We start from the raw sequence: 18,254 nt of genomic DNA on the forward strand, positions 1-18,254 counted from the left end.
GTAAACCATTATGCTAAATATCGAAGTGGAAGATGCCTCAAAGAAACTCACCATAGCCAGGTCGCTGAAAAAGTACAAGGCCCCGTTTTCCATAATGGGGACCTACCGGCTTATCGACAACGGGATTCATCCCGAAGCGACAGTTCAGATAGAGGCTGACGGGAAAGCCATCCATGAAGCATCAACAGGCAACGGTCCCGTTGATGCCCTGGCCAGGGTTCTGAAAAAGGCCCTGACCCCACTCTTCCCCGAGGTTGAGGCCGTACAGCTCATTGATTACAGGGCTAATATACTCGATGCCAAGCGCGGAACCAGCACGGAGGTCGAGGTCACCATCATATTCACCAATGGTGAAACGGTGTGGAAGGTCTATTCTCTTTCGGAGAATATCAATATCGCTTCATTTAATGTACTCGTGGACGGTTTCGAGTACGCCATACTTAAAAATCGCGGAAAGGACTGAGAGGCCATCAGCGCTTCCGGGGGCAACCGGCATGACGCCGGTTTCCCCGAATTCACTTCTATTTATTCAATACTGCTGCGATGGATTCGCAGATAAATGGGATGTTCTTTTCATTCATGGCCGCCACACAGATTCGACCCGAGCTTACCATGTACAGGCTGTATTCCCGTATCAGCGTCTCGACGGTTTCTTTTGTAAGGCCGGAAAAAGAGAACATGCCTTTCTGCTTCGCAATGAAACTGAAATCCTGCTTTACCCCCTTCTCTTTCAGGCCCCTGACGAACAGTTCCCTCATCGTCTGAATGCGCTCACGCATCTCCGTGACTTCCCTTTCCCATCGTTCCCTGAGCTTCCCGTCGGTGAGGATAATAGCGGCAATCTGTCCGCCATGAGACGTGGGATTGGAATAGTTGCTTCTGATGGCCACCTTCACCTGGCTCAGAATATTCTTCGATTCATCGGCGTTTCCGGTTATTATAGTCAGCGCTCCCACGCGTTCACGGTAAATGGACAAAGATTTTGAAAAGGAACTGGCCACCAGGCATGAAAGCCCCGCTTCGGCGAAAAGGCGTATGGCGTAGGCGTCTTCATCGATACCTTCACCAAACCCCTGGTAGGCGAAATCGATGAAGGGCACCAGGGTCCTGTTCTTAAAAACCTCTACAATCTCCTTCCACTGCTCCCTGGTGGGATCGACGCCCGTAGGATTATGACAGCACCCGTGAAGAAGAACGATACTGTTATCGGGCAGTGATTTGAGAGAGCTTATCATCCCCTCAAAATTAAGGCCATGGGTCGCCTTGTCATAATAGGTATATGTACCGATGGAAAACCCGGCCCGCTCAAAAATCTGTCCATGGTTGGCCCAGGTGGGATCACTTATATAAACCGTGGAGGCGGGGAAAAATCTCTTCAGAAAATCACCGCCCACCTTGAGGGCCCCGGTACCACCGAGACACTGAACAGTAACGACCCGGCCGGACGATATAAGTTTTGAATTTTTCCCCAGAAGCAGTTCCTTTACCGCACTATTGAAAGCAGCCAGACCGTCAATAGGCAGGTAAGATTTCGACGATTCCTGTTCATACCATCTACTTTCAGCCTCACGTACCGTCTGAAGGACCGGCACCTTTCCGGAACCGTCCTGATATACTCCCACACCCAGGTTTACCTTCCGTGGATTGGGATCGGCATTAAAAGCCTCGGTAAGTCCCAGAATGGGGTCCGGCGGTGCCTGATCAACGCGCGCAAAAAAAGAAGAATTACTCATAGTATTCCTGCTCCATAAATATGATTTTCTTAAACAATGAGAGAATCTCTCAACAAGGTCATGGATTGGTTGGGCCTGATTTAGAGCGCCCGGTTTTTGGAAAGAACTGAAATTATGATACAAAAAGCAGGTGGATTTTTGTCAATAATTAAACATTACTGTCGCATATCCTCGCGGTAATAATCAATGCTATATGGTACGTTTTCATCGATAATAGGCTCCGACTTGGACTGCCGGTTAATCGATCGAGCCAGGTTTACCCGGGCATACTCATTCTCAATTTCAAGCCTCTTGGCGTAATCAATGGCCTTCCAATAGCTCAGGCTGCTTCTTGAATCGTCTCCCTGCAGTTGATAAATGGCTCCCAGGTTGTTATACGCCGATGCCAGGGACTGGAAGAGCCTCACATGTTCACTATTGCCAAGATCGGCCATCCTGATATTTTCCGCCTCGTATTCGGCGACACTGATAAGCTTCAGATATTCCCCTTTTGCCGCCTCATAGTTACCCAGATGGTAAAAGGAATTACCCAGGGCGTACATGAGTTCCGGTCTTCGCACGAAATCCTCATACAGGAAGAGCCACTGATCAAGGGATTTCCGGTACTGACGATTCAGATAGTAAATCCTCCCCAGATTATAATGAACCTCCGGAGAGGAATAATTCTCTGAAATGGACAATTCATATTTTTCCCTGGCCACATTGTAATTGGCCATCTTCTCCACATCCTCTTCTATCAGTTCATCCTCAAGACTCCCATAACGGTATTTCACCTTATCAAAGAAATAATAGAAGATATTACCCAGCAGGGCATATGTCTCTCCCAGCTGTTCCGTTTCTTTATAGAAATCATCCTGGGTAAACTCCGGCGGATTGCCGGAAGCCCGGATTGCCCTGTTCAGATACTCATAGGCCTCTACGGGCTGTTTTATCTCATAGAAGTGACGGCCCATAAGATGGAGGGCGCCGAAATAATTCGGTGTCCCCTTTACAGCCCTGTCGAGAAACAGCTTGGCCAACTTCTGGTTATTCTGCATCCGGGCAAACTTGGCTCTCATGAGCAGCAGAGGAGGATAGTCGGGATCCCTTGAATTAAGGGCGGAAAGAACCGATTCCACGGCCGGATACGTATTATCATCGACGTCACGAAGGCGGGGAGACTGGACACCATAATCCACCCGCACGTTAAAACTGTCGGATTTGCTTTTACTCATGTAATAATAAGCCATCTTGGCCAGAAGCGGCGGCGGAAGCTTATTGAGTATTTTCAGGTCCTGCACCTCGCGGTGGGTCGATGCCACAAGGTCATAGGCATCACGTTCTATATAAAGATTCAGTAGTCCGGAAAAACCCACCACCGATTTCCTGTCCACCTTCAGTATATCCAGATAGTACTTACGTGCCTTCACATACTGTCCCTGATAAAAATAGGCGTTGCCGATACCCTGCATGGCCGCAACATTTTCCGGGTCGAGAAGAAGGGAGCGTTTGTAGAAATTTATTGATACATCGAGCTGCGGCCATACCCGGTTTTTCCAGGTCTCTTTCGGATAGTAGTTTTTTTCAACCTCGGACTGGATGCCGGAATAAAATTCGGCGGGTATACGGGCATAAAAATATCCCAGTTGGTTCAGGGTATCGATATTCTGCGGATCGATCTTATATGACTTGTTGAATTTATCAAAGGCCCTGTTGTATTCCTTCTTCTGCTGATAGGCCCTTCCGTATTCATTAAATCCGTAAATGTAATTCTCCGCATAATTTTCTTCCACGTACCTGGCCAGCTCTTCAGCCTTCTCGTAATCCCTGGGCTTGGCGGCATAATCACCGGCCTGGAGAATCAGGGCCACGCCTTCCTTAATCTTGGTCTTGGCCATAACGGGTTTATATATGAACTGATAGCTGAGAATGGTCACAACAAAAGCGGCGGCTGCAGCAATACCGAACACCCTCGTGAATTTGAGAAGCCTTTTCTGCCGTTCACGTCCTTCCCTGGTATACTCGGGACGTGCGTGAATGACCTTCCGGCCGCTCACCTCCTCGGCAGTCGATATGGACCTCCCCAGTTTCTTTTCCAGGAACTGCTGTATGACCTTCTCGGAACGGCCTTCCAGGATCATGTCCACAAGCTTGCGTATCTGACCCGGAGGAATGAGATCATTTATAACCGTGTCCTTTATGGCGGAACGCATGCCAGGACTGAACAGAATGATGGCCTTCTTGAGTTTTTTCAGTTCCTTCTCGGTTAGCTCCAGGGTTTCTTCACCCGTATCGGCATAACCTCTTCCCCGTTCCTCTTCCGCCTCCTCAAGCGGCTCAATGGCAAGATCCCCGGAATCATCGGCATATTGGGATTTCCGCGAACCTGATTCATCATCGATGGGTTCAATGTCAATGTCGTCCACGTCGGCAAAACTTTTCCTGTCAGGCGCGGAACTGATGATGGGCTCTTCCCCGATATCACCCGAGGTAAAATCATCTATTTCTTCCGGTACTTCCTCAAATTCCTCTATGCCGGGCATTTCGCGCGAGGATAATTCTTCTCCCCCCTCGAACCCGGCCTCCATATCACCCAGGTCGATATCGGGAATATCCGTATCTGCGGCCTCGGCCATTTCCGGGGCCTCCTCCAGGGAAAGATCGGAGAGATCGGGGATATCCGTATCAATTTCCTTGTCAATCCTTGCTGCAGCATGCAGCTCCGGCGGCTCTTCCAGGGATGGCAGCTCATCCATATCAATATCAGAAATATCTCCGTCGGAGAATTCTTCGACAGGGGCTTCCTCTTCCCAGGCCTCCTCGGCAGGTTCGCCCACCAGATCCTGTTCGGCCAGTTCCTGGATGTCAAGGGATTCCGGTTCTTCCGCCGTAAGCGCGTTGAGTTCATCGAGAGGAGAAGACTTTCTTTTACGGCCTGCAGGAATTTCCGCGGCCTTTTCAAATTCCGTTTCGTCAAAACTGACAGGTTCTTCTCCGGGGAAACCCTCTTCCATGGTCTCCGGTTCTTCCACCAGGTCCGTTGTTATGTCTTCAATGAAATCATCTTCATCGACACGGGGCTCCCGGACCTCCTCAATCAGGTCCGAGATATCCTCCATTTCGGCAGCCCCGCCGCGATCAAGGTCATCATCGGAAATTTCAGCCAGGTCCAGATCATCACCGGAAAAAACTTCTTCCACGGCGCTATCATCCTGGGAAACCTCCGACAGGTCTTCCATGGGTATTTCAGTTATATCGAGATCATCGTCAAAACGCTCGGCCTTCGGGGCCTTTCGCCCGTCGGTGGAAAAATCATCCAGTGCAGTGGAGGGAAGATCAAGGTCATCGGGCTCGCCCATATATGAATCTTCCGATTCTTCAAAATCTGGCGACGGCAGGGGAACAACCCTCGGCGGCGAGGCAACTACTTCACCGGCCTCATGAGGGCCATAGATATAGCCTTCAATCACATCAACGATGCGGCCGATTTCATTCAGCTCGTCCGGCGTATATACCGGAGCCTGCCTTTGTTCCGATTCACCCATTTACCATTACCTGATATATAAATTCTGCTGCATAATCCACTTAATCTCCGAACCGATGGTCAGACCGGCCATGAAAACCCCTGCCGAATGTCTTCCCGGTAAAACAGGAGACATAATGCAGAATTGACTTTATTATCGGAAAAATCAATTAATTTTTTCCGTATTTGCTCCCAATGATCACTTTTAACCGGTACACACAGTAAATTATCTTAAAACCAGCAATCCCTGGCGGTTTCAAATAAAAGTATATCCCATGATTAATTGCACTTAATATTTTCCCTTCAATTATCGACAAAATTACTATAAGAATGAACAAGTAAAAGAAATAAGCCATTTTGTAATACAGGATTATGCAATTCATCGATTGATTTCATGATATAGACTTGTTCAGCCGATATTAATGAAAGATAACACAGGGCATACAGGGATTGTAGCCCCTGATACATATTATGAAAAAAACAAAGTATAACTTGTTAAATAAAAGGATGTATATGACTGCAGGAACACTTAAAAAAATCCCCTTATTATCCATAATTCTGCTCTTTTCATTCAGCCCTTACCAGAAAGAACTGAAAACTGAATATTATTATAATCTTCAGTATCTGAAAGAATCATCATCTCCCCGTCAGATGACCATGATTGATATAGACAACCTGGGCCGGAATAAGCCCACGCTGAACAATGGCACTCTTTTCACCTATAAAAACAGGGAAGTAATGAAGGCAGCCATAGCCGGTAATTTTTCTTCATGGCAGCCCAGGGCCATGAAACGCAGCAAATTCGGCGTATGGTACTACTTTCTTCCCGGAGAGAACAACGACAGAACCATTTCCTACAAATTCATAATAAACGGGATATGGACTCCCGATCCCATGAACCAGATACGGGAAAATGACGGTTCCGGCTCCTATGTTTCCCTGGCAGATCCGGTCACTCCCTTCATGTCGAAACAGCTAACCTACCGCGCATTAGGTAAAAACACCATAGAATTCAGGATATACAAGCCGGGAGCGCGTTTTATTTCAATAGTGGGTGATTTTAACAACTGGAATCCGGAAAATGATCTTCTGACACAGCACAAAGACGGTGTCTGGCGTCTCACCAAGAGAATACCCCGGGGGACTTACCGCTATAAGTTCATTGTGGACGGCGAATGGGTTCCCGACCTCTACAATATAAAGTCAGCTTCCGATGATAACGGTGATATCTGTTCGATACTGACCATCGAATAAAGACACTGTCAGCGGTCCATAATTGTTTTTTACTGATAAATAAACTGAAATTTTCATAAAAAATGTTGCATTTTTTCATCATCATTATATGTATGTGATATCAGTAAAAGATGATGTCCATGGAAGATACGATTCAAAATAAACTACAAATACAGCAAACCCTGAAGGAAAATATGCCTTCCCTGAAAAATATAGCCCAGTACAAAAATGATCCCTTTAAACTGATCGACGACGGATACGAGTTCCTCGACCTGGAGAACTACCAGTTGGCCTTTGAGCTCTTCAGTTTCGGCGCAGCCATTGATAATACGGATTGTGAGCTGTTAAACGGGCTGGGGATATCCCTCTGCGAACTGGGGAGGCTGGAAGAAGCGAAGATCATCCTGGAAAGGGCCATCAGGCTCTGTCCCGACGACGCCATAACCTATGCCAATCTTGCCGGTGTTTACTGGGAGATCGAAAACCACGACATGGCCATTCATTACTACCATAAATCCATCGAGTATGATCCCAATATCGAAGAGACCTATTACAACCTCATTAACCTTTACATAGAAACGGGCGCCCTCTACATGGCCTTTATTTTCTGCCTGGATTTTCTTCAGAGGTTTCCCGGCAGCGGCGAAGCCACGGAACTTCTCTCCGATATCATTCTGAACCTGGGTATATCACTCTATTGAATTAGTAACCGCTGAATTTCTTCTTCACGTAATCACCGATCCCGTCATCCCTGTATTCCGACAGGAGCCTGGTCATTTCATCTTCCATATCAATACGCCATTTTCCGTCGACACGGCGCATGGTGAGCGTTATAGCGCTGCCCACGACATTATCGACGGGGTGTCCGGTGATGACGATCTCACACCGGGCCGTATCGTTTTTTACATCTTCGTGCAGACATTCCCAGGTCGTATCGGGGCCCACCAGGGCCATGCGGGCCGTCACGGCCTGCTCGGACATATTCCGCTGATCCATGGTCTTGCCGATGACCCTCACCGTTCCGTCCGTATAACAGGAAAGAATATCCTTCATGCTTTTAGCGGACTGCATCCTCTGGAGAACCGAGAGAGGACTGGCGTCACCATAGGTCTTCTCCCGGGAGCATGACCAGGAAAACACGAGACAAAAGGAAAGAAAGATAATGACGGCCTTATTTTCTTTTTCAGATATCATCACAGAACCTTAACCATACACAAGCACATCAGTCGAATATTTTACAGAAGGATAGATTTTCCTTCAGCGAAAAAAGGTCGCTCCCCTGGGGAACATCCCGCAGGCGGGTGAGCATGGTTTCCGGATCTATAAGTTCTGAAAATGACACGGCCTTCAGATCGAAATTGTCCGAGACCGACACCATGACACCGAACTTGTTTTCGCGGCAGAATTTCGCAGCACCGTATCCCAGCATACTCCCCATGACCACGTCAAAGGCCACGGGAGAACCGGACCGTGTCTCATATCCCACCTGCTTGGGTGTCACCTTCACGTCGAGGCCGGTTTTATCGCGGTATCTGTCCCTGACATGTTCTGCCAGGACCGAAGATATCTTCGCCTCACGGTAGAGGACATTCCCATGTTTATCCTTCGCCGTTGGTTTCAATTCCTCGGGTAGCTTATCCACCAGGCCTTCGGAAACGGCGATAACACCAAAGGGATTTTTATCGTTCTCCCTCGCTATAATCACATCGGTAATAATCTCCACGAACTTATCCATATCAATCGTGTCGCCCTTGACATCTTCCGCAGATAACATAAGTATGCACTCCGAGGAAATGCCTGCGGCATAGGTGATCCATCCCGCCTTCCTTCCCATGAGTTCAACGATGAAAAAGCTGTCCGTTGCCTGGGCATCGGCCTTAAGATTGAGCAGTATTTTCTGGGCCGTGTCCACGGCAGTCCAGTAACCGAAGGTCCAGGGAATTCCATAGTAGTCATTATCAATCGTTTTGGGAATATGGATGACGGGAAGTCCCATGAGCCAGAGAAAATTAGCGGTCTTCAGGGTATCATCACCGCCGATTGAGATGAGGGCGCCTATTTCAAGATAATCCAGCGCGTCGATAATATTTCTGAGACGGGCGTTCTTTACCGGGTCATTCAGGTCTTCCATGGTTTTAATATCCTTTCCCGGGTTTGCCCTGGACGTCCGCAGAAAAATACCGGTACGGTTCCTGATCTTCGTTATATCCTCTGTTATATTCCCATAATGGACATCCTTCCGCAGTTTCGGATAATTCTTGTTGAAGTCCTGGATGAATTCATATCCCCGCATAATACCGATTACCGGGATATTGTCCCTGATAAATGTCTCCGCTACCGATGATATAACGGCGTTGGCGCTGGGCGCAGGTCCGCCTGAAAACAGAATGCCGACCTTTTTGTGCTTCGGTGTTGTCATAGCAATCCTTCATCTCCTTTTATTATAGTTACTATTCGCTTTTACACCGGAAAGGTGTCAGCATACCCGGGAACGGAAAAAGCCCGGTATACCTCATTAGATACGCCTTGTAAAGCAAATTTCCTTTGAAAATATATCTATACTTTAAAGCAGAATTACATTCAGGTTAATAAATAAAAAATAATTACACCATGGCATCTTTACCGGGCGAACAATTCACGCCCCTTTCATTAATAACACCGGCAAAGAAGAAATTCAAATAAAAAAATGGCTCAGTCATAACCATGTCATGACTGAGCCATCACTCATACAGTTATGGTAAGTTTGTCAATGCTTTTTTACTGCAGAAGAACAACCATACTATCTTTATTTTCTTAAGAGATCGTTACCGATATCATCGATGATGGAATCACCGGCATTTTTCTTCAGGTTTCTGATGATATTTTCTTTCTGACCCTTGGAAATATTATCACGGGGGCCCTTTACGGGCATGGAGATATCATGATCTATATTTGCGCATGTATCGCATTCCTTTTCGGGAACCGTGCCTGATATAAAATACTCCTTGATTACATTCCGGCATGAGGACGATGGAAGAAGCCCGGTCCTTTCGCACACCTCCTGTTCAATCAGTCCCGCATAGACGGGAAACTCAAGTACCGGTTCATGCTCCATGCCTTCACGCATGTACCTGCCCCAGATAGGAGCAGCCACTGATCCGCCTGCCTGGCCGATTCCCAGCGAAAGGCCCATCTTGTCGAATCCCACCCAGAGACCCGTGGTCACCTGGGGCACGAAACCCACGAACCAGGCATCACGCCAGTTATTGGTAGTGCCGGTTTTACCGCCCGCAGGCCTTCCCGGTGAAGCTGCTCCCCCTGTTCCGCCGGCGATGACACCGCGCAGCATGCTGATCATGAGCTGGGCTGTCTCTGGTTTGATGATCTGGATAGTGCCGTTCTTTTGTTTCTCCGCGAGAAGCTTTGCCACATCCTCCTCGCGGTTTTCCAGGGTCTTTCCATCGCGGTCGTTGATATACCTGATGCTGAAGGGAATGACATCTTTACCGCCGTTAGCGATAATGGCATAGGCCCTGGTCAGCTCAAAGGGGGACACCTCCAGGGAGCCCAGGGCGATGGAAAAATTCCGCGGTATCCTCTTTTTAGTCTCGCCTGCTTCGATCTTCAGCAAACGTGCATAATACTTCATGATATATTCAATGCCGAGCTTTTCGGCGATCCTGATGGAAACGACATTTATGGACAGAGCCAGGGCCTTGCGCAGCCGCACGAGACCGTAATACTCGCCCTCGTAGTTTTCCGGCAACCAGTCGCCTCCTTCATTGTCCAGGAACACGATGGGCGAGTCCAGTATGGCCGTGGCCGGTGTGAAATCCCCGCTTTCAAAGGCTGCGGCATAGAGCAGGGGTTTGATGGCGGAACCGGGCTGACGCCGTGACTGCATGGCGCGATTGAGCTGGTTGATGCTGGTAAATTCACTTCCCCCCACCAGGGCTTCGATATAACCGTTGTTCTGATTGATGGAAACGATGCACCCCTCGACCTTCTGCAGATTTCTGTCATCGAGATAGGTACCCTTATACTCACCAAAAAAATCACCAATTTCTTCGATGCCGACAAGATAATTCAGTCCTTCCAGTTCCTCGGCGATTTCATCGCGGAAAACACTGTTTATCTTCTCGTTCTGGCGTGAGCCCGTCCGCGTGATAGAATTAATGTCAAAAAGATCGGACACAAGACTTACCGTATCATAAAAATTGTCCATGATGTAATCGGCATTTTTAAAGGATAGCGCCACGGACGTACCCGACTGGTTCTCCAGGCCTTCGGAGAGGGCGCGCTGGGCCACCACCTGCTTTTTCAGATCGAGGGTTGTGTATACCAGGAGCCCCTTGTTGTACACCGCCTCCTCACCGTAGGTGCTCACGAGCTGGCGGCGGATATACTCGGTAAACCATGGAGCCTTGTCAATACGCGAGCTGAAGGTGTTGAGCGTGGGAGCAATATCCGCCGTGTATACAAGATAATCGGGCCAGAACTGGAGATAATATTTTTCAGCCTCATCGACGGTGAGAAAACCCATCTCCACCATCTTTGCCAGAACAATGCGATGCCGTGCCATGGAGGCCTTGGGATGCCGTATAGGGGAAAGCCTGTTTGGCGATGACGGCAGTGAAGCCAGCAACGCGCACTGGGCTGTATTGAGCTCCCACACATGTTTGTTGAAATATATCTGCGCCGCCGATTCCACGCCATAGGCGCCGTGGCCCAGGAATATCTGATTCAGATAGAGGTTCAGAATCTCATCTTTCGAATAAAAAGCCTCCATCATCAGAGAAATGAAGGCTTCCTTGATTTTCCGGTAGATGCTCCGTTTACGCGAGGTGAGCAGTATTTTCGAAAGCTGCTGGGTAATGGTGCTGCCGCCCTGCTTGATACCGCCGGCCAGGATGTTGATGAAAAAGGCCCGGACAATACCCTTGATATTTATGCCGTAGTGTTCATAGAATTCATTGTCTTCAATGGCGATGAAGGCGTGGACAAGGTCCTTCGGTATCTTTTCAAAAGGGACAATCTCCCGTTTCTGCGTAAAGAGCTCCGAAACGAGTATGTTGTTTTTATCGTAAATTTTAGTCGTTACATTGGGCTGAAAGTTGGCCAGGGCCCTTACGTTCAGGAAATCAACTATCAGAATTACAAAGAAGGCAATGAAAATACCAGCGATAATCCCGATGACGGCAGTACGGGATTCCCTGCATTTATTAACCAGAAAATCAAAAAAATGGGTAATGAGTTCATATATAAATTCCAGAACGCCCCTGCCGGCACTGAAATCCCACCCTTTTCGGGGTGATGAAGACTTAGCTGCATCCTTCAGGCTGGACAGCCTGGTCCTTTTTCCGCTGTATTTTGCCATACAATAATCCTCTTTAGAGAAGGAACATGCCGGAATGACCCTTCGGATTGCAACAATTAATCGAAGAAAACGTCATCTTTCAAGGAATTTTCAAAAAATTAAAAAAAATAGAAAAAAGTAAAATGTATAATATATCTACAAAATAACGCTATATTTATTTATAATCTATTATAATCAACTATAATCGCCCATAATCGGGCTAAGCGTAAAATTTTGTATTGACGAATTTTGGAATGATATAAAAGAAAATTCAATGCTATCAAGGATGATGGCATCAGCTTTCAAGGAGGAAAACAATGATAATAAACCACAACGTAGCCGCTATTTTTGCGCACAGAACCTTAAAATTCCATGACTGGGATCTCACCAAGGATGTAGAAAAACTTTCTTCAGGAATGAGAATAAACAAGGCCGGTGATGACGCATCGGGTCTCGCTGTATCGGAAAAAATGCGTTCACAGATACAGGGTCTCCGCCAGGCAGAAAGGAATACTGAAGACGGTATGTCCATGATTCAGACGGCCGAAGGTTATCTGGAAGAAACCCACAGCATCGTTCAGCGTGTGCGTGTTCTCGCCGTTCAGGCGGCCAACGGTATCTACACCGCAGAAGACAGGCAGCTGATCCAGGTCGAAGTTTCCGAGCTTGTCGATGAAATCGACCGCATCAGCTCACAGGCTGAATTCAATAAAATGAAACTCCTCACCGGTTCATTCGCACGTCTGCATCCCACGGCCTCCATGTGGTTTCACATGGGTCCCAACATGCATCAGCGCGAACGCGTATTCATCGAAACAATGACAACGGCGGCGCTGGGACTGCGTAACCCGACTGTTCTTACCTTCATTTCCATTTCCACACCGGGTAAGGCAAACGCGGTTATCGGTCTCGCCGATGAGGCACTGCGCATCATCTCGAAACAACGTGCAGACCTGGGTGCCTACTACAACAGGCTTGAACATGCGGCCAAGGGCCTCATGAACGCCTATGAAAACGTACAGGCATCGGAAAGCCGCATCCGGGACACCGACATGGCCGAACAGATGTCTTCATTTATCCGATATCAGATACTCACGCAGGCGTCGACATCAATGCTTGCGCAGGCCAACACCAAGTCACAGACAGTATTGCAATTATTACAATAGCTTGAGCCAGCATCGCAGCACCATTCAAGAAACGCCGGTCACTCCCAACCGGCGTTTTTATTTTTCTCCGCTACCCCTTCTTAGACAGTAGCACACATAGCGCACAGGACCATCAAAAAACGTACCGTTCATTGTACGATAGCAAGATATCGTTCACGCAGTTCTGTGCTGCTGACAAACATCCAGGCCGTCCATCCCGACCGCGTCTCCAATTTTGTTTCAGCTCCATGCTGCAGCAGCAATTCCATTGTACGGCCCGCCCCGCCAAAAATGGCGTACATGAGGGGAGTGCAGCCGTTATTATCACGAGCGTTGATATCAGCGCCTCTTCGCAGCAGATCTTTCACGATCGCGCTGTCGTCCACGTACGCCGCAATCATCATGGCGGTACGCCCATCCCCGTCAGGCCTGTTAACTGCGGGATCCTGGCGAAGGAAAGCTTCGGCAGCAGCGCCATCCCGGAGGAACAAAGCCTCTTCCAGGTTCTGTGGCGCAGACCTAATGCCGTACCGGGCCTGCAGGGAAAGCCGGGTCTTCCATTCTTCCCTGTAAGGCCCATATATCATTTTTTTATGACGGGGTAGCTTCTCCATCCATTTTTCCATGTCATGGGTCATATTCTGGACCGCTTTCTCATCCAGTGTCTTCATCATCCCGGAAAAAACAGCTTCACGAAGATACCGGTCACCACGTTCTTCAATAATAATACGGCGGGATTCCCTGTCACTCATATCTGAAAATTCCGTGGGCATGGGCAGCCGCCACGACACAGTCTGCAGACATCCCGCATAATACCAGACTCTTGACGGTTTCAGAACATCACCATTGCTCCCCGGCAGGCCCGCATTCCCGGAGAAAAAATGTTTCATAACTGCTTCTCCCTTTTCTCCGCTCACTTCCTCTACGAGAGAATCCTTCACTGTGATACGATAGACGTGCCTTTTCATCGGACTAGTCATGCCATCCCGGCCGGAATGATATACAAGGTACACAACGGAACCGTCCCTTGCCCACCGCGTATCCCGGATACTTCCCCGACTCTTCTCCGACGGCAACGATTTCAGTTCACTGATTTGAGTGAGTCTTCCGCTGGTTATATCAAACTCGTACAGATAAATTGCATGGAAATAAACCGTACCCGGCGACCAGGCATAGAGGGGGATAATCGTGGTGCCTTTTTCAAAAAGTGAATATTCACAGAGGAAGTAGATAGCTGTTCCCTGCCGGTACCCCGACGACAGTTCTTTTTTCGTCAGTATATCCTTGTTTTTAAACATAGTGAAACATCCACAGCAGCAGAGCAGTAACGGTGCCACAATTAATAATGACAGGTGAATGCCGTAGTATCCTGACCGTTTCATCATTTTTCCCGTTACCGGAATCCGATATATCATACAATAAAATCACGGGTTTCACGGCAATGCAAGCAGGAAATAACGCTATTTCAACAGGAATGATACTGTTCGTATGATTGGTTCGGGAACGGAGGGAGGAAATTCCCCGGGGTCAGAGCATGCCTGACTTCCATTGATTTCTATAACCAGGCTCTGACCCCGGGATTGCAGCCAGGCGCAGATAAAACGTTTTACTGCATGAGTTCAATAATTCTCTTCTCCTGCTGGGGACCCACGAGAAATTCTGCAATACGACCGTCACGAACCAGGATCGTGGCCGGGGTTCCCATGACGCCGAAACGACGTGCCGTGTCCATATCCTGGGAGATGTTCACCTTGAAAATATTTTTATACTGTTTCATCATTTTTTCAATGAGAGGCGTCATGGGCCGACATGCACCGCAGCCCGGACTGTAAAAATAAAAAAGGGATTTGTTTCCTGTCTTGAGGGCTTTTGCATAGGACCCCGTGAGTTCAGGAGCGGGTTTGCCCTTTTTCATACGCATTTTAAGCACCATGCCGTATTGCAGCAGAAAAAAGGCAAGAATAAGAGCGACAACAAGATATATTGCAATCATTTCACAACCTCGATATTTAAGTATTTTAGAATTATATATAACTATAAATATCTAGATCGTCAAGTTTATTTTACTGAAAGCATCGTTTTCAATCACGCACCGGCAGCGATAGAAGACTGAGGGGGTCCACCTGGATACCCCTGATAATACATGACACATGGAGATGTGAAGCCGTGGATAATCCCGTGGAGCCCACGGTAGCCACCAGGTCACCGGCTTTAACCCGGTCGCCCTTTTTAACCTTATGATCCTGTAAATGCATATAGTAGGTAAAAATACCGTTGCCGTGATCAATGATGAGCATATTGCCTTCATAGAAAAGTTTATCGGCCAGGGCCACCTCTCCATCGGCCATGACAAAGAGGGGGGAGCCTTCTTCCCCGCGAAGGTCTAGACCGGCATGGACCTTGGTTCTACTTTGCAGGTATACCCTCTTCCTTCCGCGGATTTTATACCGCAGATATCTCCGCTTTGACCAGAAGGGTGATGTGATAAAGTGAAGATCACGGGGGTGTGATACCCTCTCGGAGAGCATATCCTCACTCTTACGCGAAAAGGCCTCGTTCTTTTTCAGTGAACATTCCTTGATAAACTCGATGATTTCCGGATTCTGCTGATATTCCACATTGGAGAACTTGCCAAGATCCAGGGGCTTCTTCTTAAAAGGGAATTCCTTTTTAACAACGGGAAACCTGGCGCTTAATTCCCTTCCTGACCAGCCCAGGGACACAGAACAGGCTATTTCTCTTTCACCAGGCACTGAATCGGGATTGATGGCAAATAGTCCCCGGTAACCCCAGGAACGGGATGACACGGGAATCTCCTGACCGTCCACTATCACCTTTTTTACCTTCAGCTTTTTATCAATTTTTTCATCGGCGTACATTTCCATGTAAACGGCATCGCCCTGGGCAAATCCCCGGGAATAGAGGTCGATAACTACTCCTTCAGACCTGAATTGCAGCCTTTGAGCCGACTCAAGAACATATCCCGGCGGGAGCTTGACCCGATAAAAGTAACTTCCCGATGCCGCTTCTTTGAAACGGTTATAGGAAGGCGCGGCGGATTTTTCCCCTGCTGCCGGGATAATCATTGGAAAAAGAAAAAACAGTACTGCGAGTGAGACAAAACGAAAACGGTAATTGCAGCGCATGGCATGGTCCTCTGTTTTTTGCATCGGCAGAAATACACCTGTTGTTTAGTTGCATCTACGACAGTATTAAGAAAATAATCTGCGGCAAAACCGGCCTGTTTCCATGTTTTTATCACAGTTACACCACAACTCTAATTATTACTTGAAAAATGTGTCAAATACAATGCATACTATTTCAAGCGTTATTCTACTGAACCAGGGAAGAGGAGTCATGTCCGAGATAGTTGTTTTTAAGGCTGAAGAGCAGAAAATAATGGAGACCTTGAAAAGCATGCTGCGCACACAGGGCCGCCTGGATGAACTGGTGTCCGTGGAAAAAAATGAAGCTGCCCTGGTGGATCTTTCCGCGGCCATTTCCCTTTACCCGTCAATACTGGGACACCAGAGCCTGGGAAGAGCCTCCCGCTCCATTGAAACCCTTGTAAACACCCTGTGCCTTCAAGATCTCATGGACCTGGTCTTTCACATTCCCACAAAAGCCATACTGGGACAGAGCTACTCACTGGCCAAGATCAACTTTTTTTATATGCTCCTGTATCTTACACAGGAGATCGCAGCTATGCGCCCCATAGAAGAGGAAATACGGGAAATCATAAGCATCAACATCTTTGGAATCATGGCCGAGGATGTCTTTATATCCATCATCTCCGACAAGACTATACCGATGCACATCAGGAATAATGCGGGATACCTCCTGGCCAGTATATGGGAACATCGCATTGATTACGGCGTCGATGAGTTCGCCCCTGCCCTGACCAACATATGGCACGCCAGGGAAAAAATTGATCCCAACTTCGGCACCATGATGGGCATAAGCGAACTCTTCATGCTTTCGCAGGAATCAGACCCCATATGGTTCGAGTTTCTCCAGCGCGATGACCTGAAGCAGGATGAAATCGACGCACTCCAGGAGTTTCTCATGGGCTTGAGTTTTGAGGAAATGATACAGCTCTCCGATGAGATGAAAAAAAGCGGTCGTTTCTCCATAGACAAAAACGAAATCCGCGAAAAAGAAATGGGCGAGGAAAAAATAAACAGGTTTTTTGAGACTAATGATCCCCGGCGGCTTTTCAAATCATTCTCCCTCAGAAAAAACAACTCCATTTTCCGGGACAGGGGAAATACACCCGGTCCGAAAAAGACCCTGGAAGAGTATCTCATGTGTTACCTGCTGGCAAGACCCGGAGACTGGACTGTAAAAAGCAAGTCCTGATCCGTATTTCCTGCCTTATTGTTATCATAAATGTGCACAATTGGGGTCAGAGCATGCCTCTTACGTCACTTTTATCCATGCTCTGACCCCTTTTTTGTCGTTCCGATTTGAGGCTCTGACCCCCTTTATCTGTCTTCAATCCCCTTGTATCAAATTTCCCCGATAATGAAAAAATATTGACATTCCTGTTATGCTGTAATGCCTTGAAAATCAGCATATATTGCAATTCATTAACAATAAGAGGAAAACCCATGATACATAAAAACGTAGTAACCGATTTCTCAGCCAAAGCATATGATCCCCAAATTGACCCCTCGGCCTATATACATCCCCTGGGCGCTGTAATCGGCAACGCCATCATCGGCAAACGGGTGATGGTTTCCCCTTTTGCCTCGGTACGCGGCGATGAAGGACAGGCCCTCCACGTGGGCGATGAGTCCAATGTGCAGGACGGCGTTATCATCCACGCCCTGGAGACCGAGCATGAAGGGCACGCCATCGAGAAAAATCTTGTCGAGGCCGACGGTAAAAAATACGCCGTATATATCGGGAAACGCGTATCCCTGGCGCACCAGGTGCAGATCCACGGACCCGCCTATGTGGGAAATGACACCTTCATCGGCATGCAGTCCCTGCTATTCCGGGCCAAAGTCGGCAACAACTGCGTGGTAGAACCCAAGTGCCTGGTCATGGGTGTCACAGTACCCGACGGACGGTATGTTCCTGCCGGCACTATCCTGAAAAAACAGACCGACGCCGACAAGCTTCCTGAGATAACCGCCGACTACCCACTGAAGGACCTGAACAAGGGCGTGGTTCATGTGAATACGAATCTCGCCGACGGGTATAACAAGGCGGGGATAAAATAGCGATACGGGAAATGAAAAAAGACGCGTCAAGCCGCGTCTTTATCTGAATCATGATGGGGACCGAGAGGTCCCCATTGC

At 48.0% G+C, this 18,254-nt stretch carries 16 protein-coding genes; 6 read left to right on the forward strand and 10 right to left on the reverse strand.

Features of this window, described 5'->3' with window-relative positions:
• The first annotated feature begins 10 nt into the window (after positions 1 to 10).
• Complete coding sequence (locus tag CVV44_07380) at positions 11 to 463, forward strand: hypothetical protein (GenBank protein ID PKL40030.1); 453 nt, start codon at positions 11 to 13, stop codon at positions 461 to 463.
• A 58-nt stretch (positions 464 to 521) separates the two neighbouring features.
• Here the strand turns inward: CVV44_07380 and CVV44_07385 are convergent, their stop codons facing one another.
• The 3 genes from CVV44_07385 to CVV44_07395 form a co-directional block, all read right to left on the reverse strand.
• Positions 522 to 1,733, reverse strand: a complete 1,212-nt coding sequence (locus tag CVV44_07385) for an aromatic amino acid aminotransferase (protein ID PKL40031.1) — start codon at positions 1,731 to 1,733, stop codon at positions 522 to 524.
• Between the two features lie 155 nt (positions 1,734 to 1,888).
• Positions 1,889 to 5,257, reverse strand: coding sequence for a hypothetical protein (locus CVV44_07390; protein ID PKL40032.1), 3,369 nt, complete (start codon positions 5,255 to 5,257; stop codon positions 1,889 to 1,891).
• A 148-nt stretch (positions 5,258 to 5,405) separates the two neighbouring features.
• Entirely contained in the window at positions 5,406 to 5,618 is a 213-nt protein-coding gene (locus tag CVV44_07395; GenBank protein PKL40033.1) for a hypothetical protein, read from the reverse strand.
• Between the two features lie 88 nt (positions 5,619 to 5,706).
• On the opposite strand from CVV44_07395, the gene CVV44_07400 reads away from it, so the two are divergent.
• Entirely contained in the window at positions 5,707 to 6,489 is a 783-nt protein-coding gene (locus tag CVV44_07400) for a hypothetical protein (GenBank protein ID PKL40034.1), read from the forward strand.
• Between the two features lie 110 nt (positions 6,490 to 6,599).
• Complete coding sequence (locus CVV44_07405; GenBank protein ID PKL40035.1) at positions 6,600 to 7,169, forward strand: hypothetical protein; 570 nt, start codon at positions 6,600 to 6,602, stop codon at positions 7,167 to 7,169.
• A gap of 1 nt (position 7,170) precedes the next feature.
• Here CVV44_07405 and CVV44_07410 read toward each other — a convergent pair whose 3' ends face one another.
• The 3 genes from CVV44_07410 to CVV44_07420 all read right to left on the reverse strand — a co-directional run bounded on the left by CVV44_07410 (position 7,171) and on the right by CVV44_07420 (position 11,824).
• Positions 7,171 to 7,662 (reverse strand): hypothetical protein, encoded by a 492-nt coding sequence (locus CVV44_07410; GenBank protein PKL40036.1) that lies wholly within the window; start codon positions 7,660 to 7,662, stop codon positions 7,171 to 7,173.
• 28 nt (positions 7,663 to 7,690) lie between these two features.
• Positions 7,691 to 8,887 (reverse strand): 6-phosphofructokinase, encoded by a 1,197-nt coding sequence (locus CVV44_07415; GenBank protein ID PKL40037.1) that lies wholly within the window; start codon positions 8,885 to 8,887, stop codon positions 7,691 to 7,693.
• Positions 8,888 to 9,253: 366 nt separating this feature from the next.
• Positions 9,254 to 11,824, reverse strand: coding sequence for a carboxypeptidase (locus CVV44_07420; protein ID PKL40038.1), 2,571 nt, complete (start codon positions 11,822 to 11,824; stop codon positions 9,254 to 9,256).
• A 296-nt stretch (positions 11,825 to 12,120) separates the two neighbouring features.
• Between CVV44_07420 and CVV44_07425 the strand changes: the two genes are divergently transcribed.
• Positions 12,121 to 12,969, forward strand: a complete 849-nt coding sequence (locus CVV44_07425; GenBank protein PKL40039.1) for a flagellin — start codon at positions 12,121 to 12,123, stop codon at positions 12,967 to 12,969.
• A 128-nt stretch (positions 12,970 to 13,097) separates the two neighbouring features.
• Here the strand turns inward: CVV44_07425 and CVV44_07430 are convergent, their stop codons facing one another.
• From CVV44_07430 to CVV44_07440, 3 genes are all read right to left on the reverse strand, one after another.
• A complete protein-coding gene (locus CVV44_07430; protein PKL40040.1) occupies positions 13,098 to 14,363 on the reverse strand; it encodes a hypothetical protein in 1,266 nt (421 codons plus the stop codon).
• A gap of 191 nt (positions 14,364 to 14,554) precedes the next feature.
• Positions 14,555 to 14,932, reverse strand: coding sequence for a thioredoxin (locus CVV44_07435; GenBank protein PKL40146.1), 378 nt, complete (start codon positions 14,930 to 14,932; stop codon positions 14,555 to 14,557).
• Positions 14,933 to 15,029: 97 nt separating this feature from the next.
• Positions 15,030 to 16,118, reverse strand: coding sequence for a hypothetical protein (locus tag CVV44_07440; GenBank protein PKL40041.1), 1,089 nt, complete (start codon positions 16,116 to 16,118; stop codon positions 15,030 to 15,032).
• 187 nt (positions 16,119 to 16,305) lie between these two features.
• On the opposite strand from CVV44_07440, the gene CVV44_07445 reads away from it, so the two are divergent.
• Positions 16,306 to 17,307, forward strand: coding sequence for a hypothetical protein (locus CVV44_07445; GenBank protein PKL40042.1), 1,002 nt, complete (start codon positions 16,306 to 16,308; stop codon positions 17,305 to 17,307).
• A gap of 46 nt (positions 17,308 to 17,353) precedes the next feature.
• Here the strand turns inward: CVV44_07445 and CVV44_07450 are convergent, their stop codons facing one another.
• Entirely contained in the window at positions 17,354 to 17,560 is a 207-nt protein-coding gene (locus CVV44_07450) for a hypothetical protein (GenBank protein ID PKL40043.1), read from the reverse strand.
• Between CVV44_07450 and CVV44_07455 the strand changes: the two genes are divergently transcribed.
• Positions 17,559 to 18,176, forward strand: coding sequence for a carbonic anhydrase (locus tag CVV44_07455; GenBank protein PKL40044.1), 618 nt, complete (start codon positions 17,559 to 17,561; stop codon positions 18,174 to 18,176). The two genes, CVV44_07450 and CVV44_07455, sit on opposite strands and share 2 nt — an antisense overlap.
• Positions 18,177 to 18,254 lie beyond the last annotated feature (78 nt).

It is taken from the genome of Spirochaetae bacterium HGW-Spirochaetae-1, from assembly GCA_002839375.1.
Lineage (GTDB): Bacteria > Spirochaetota > UBA4802 > UBA4802 > UBA5550 > PGXY01.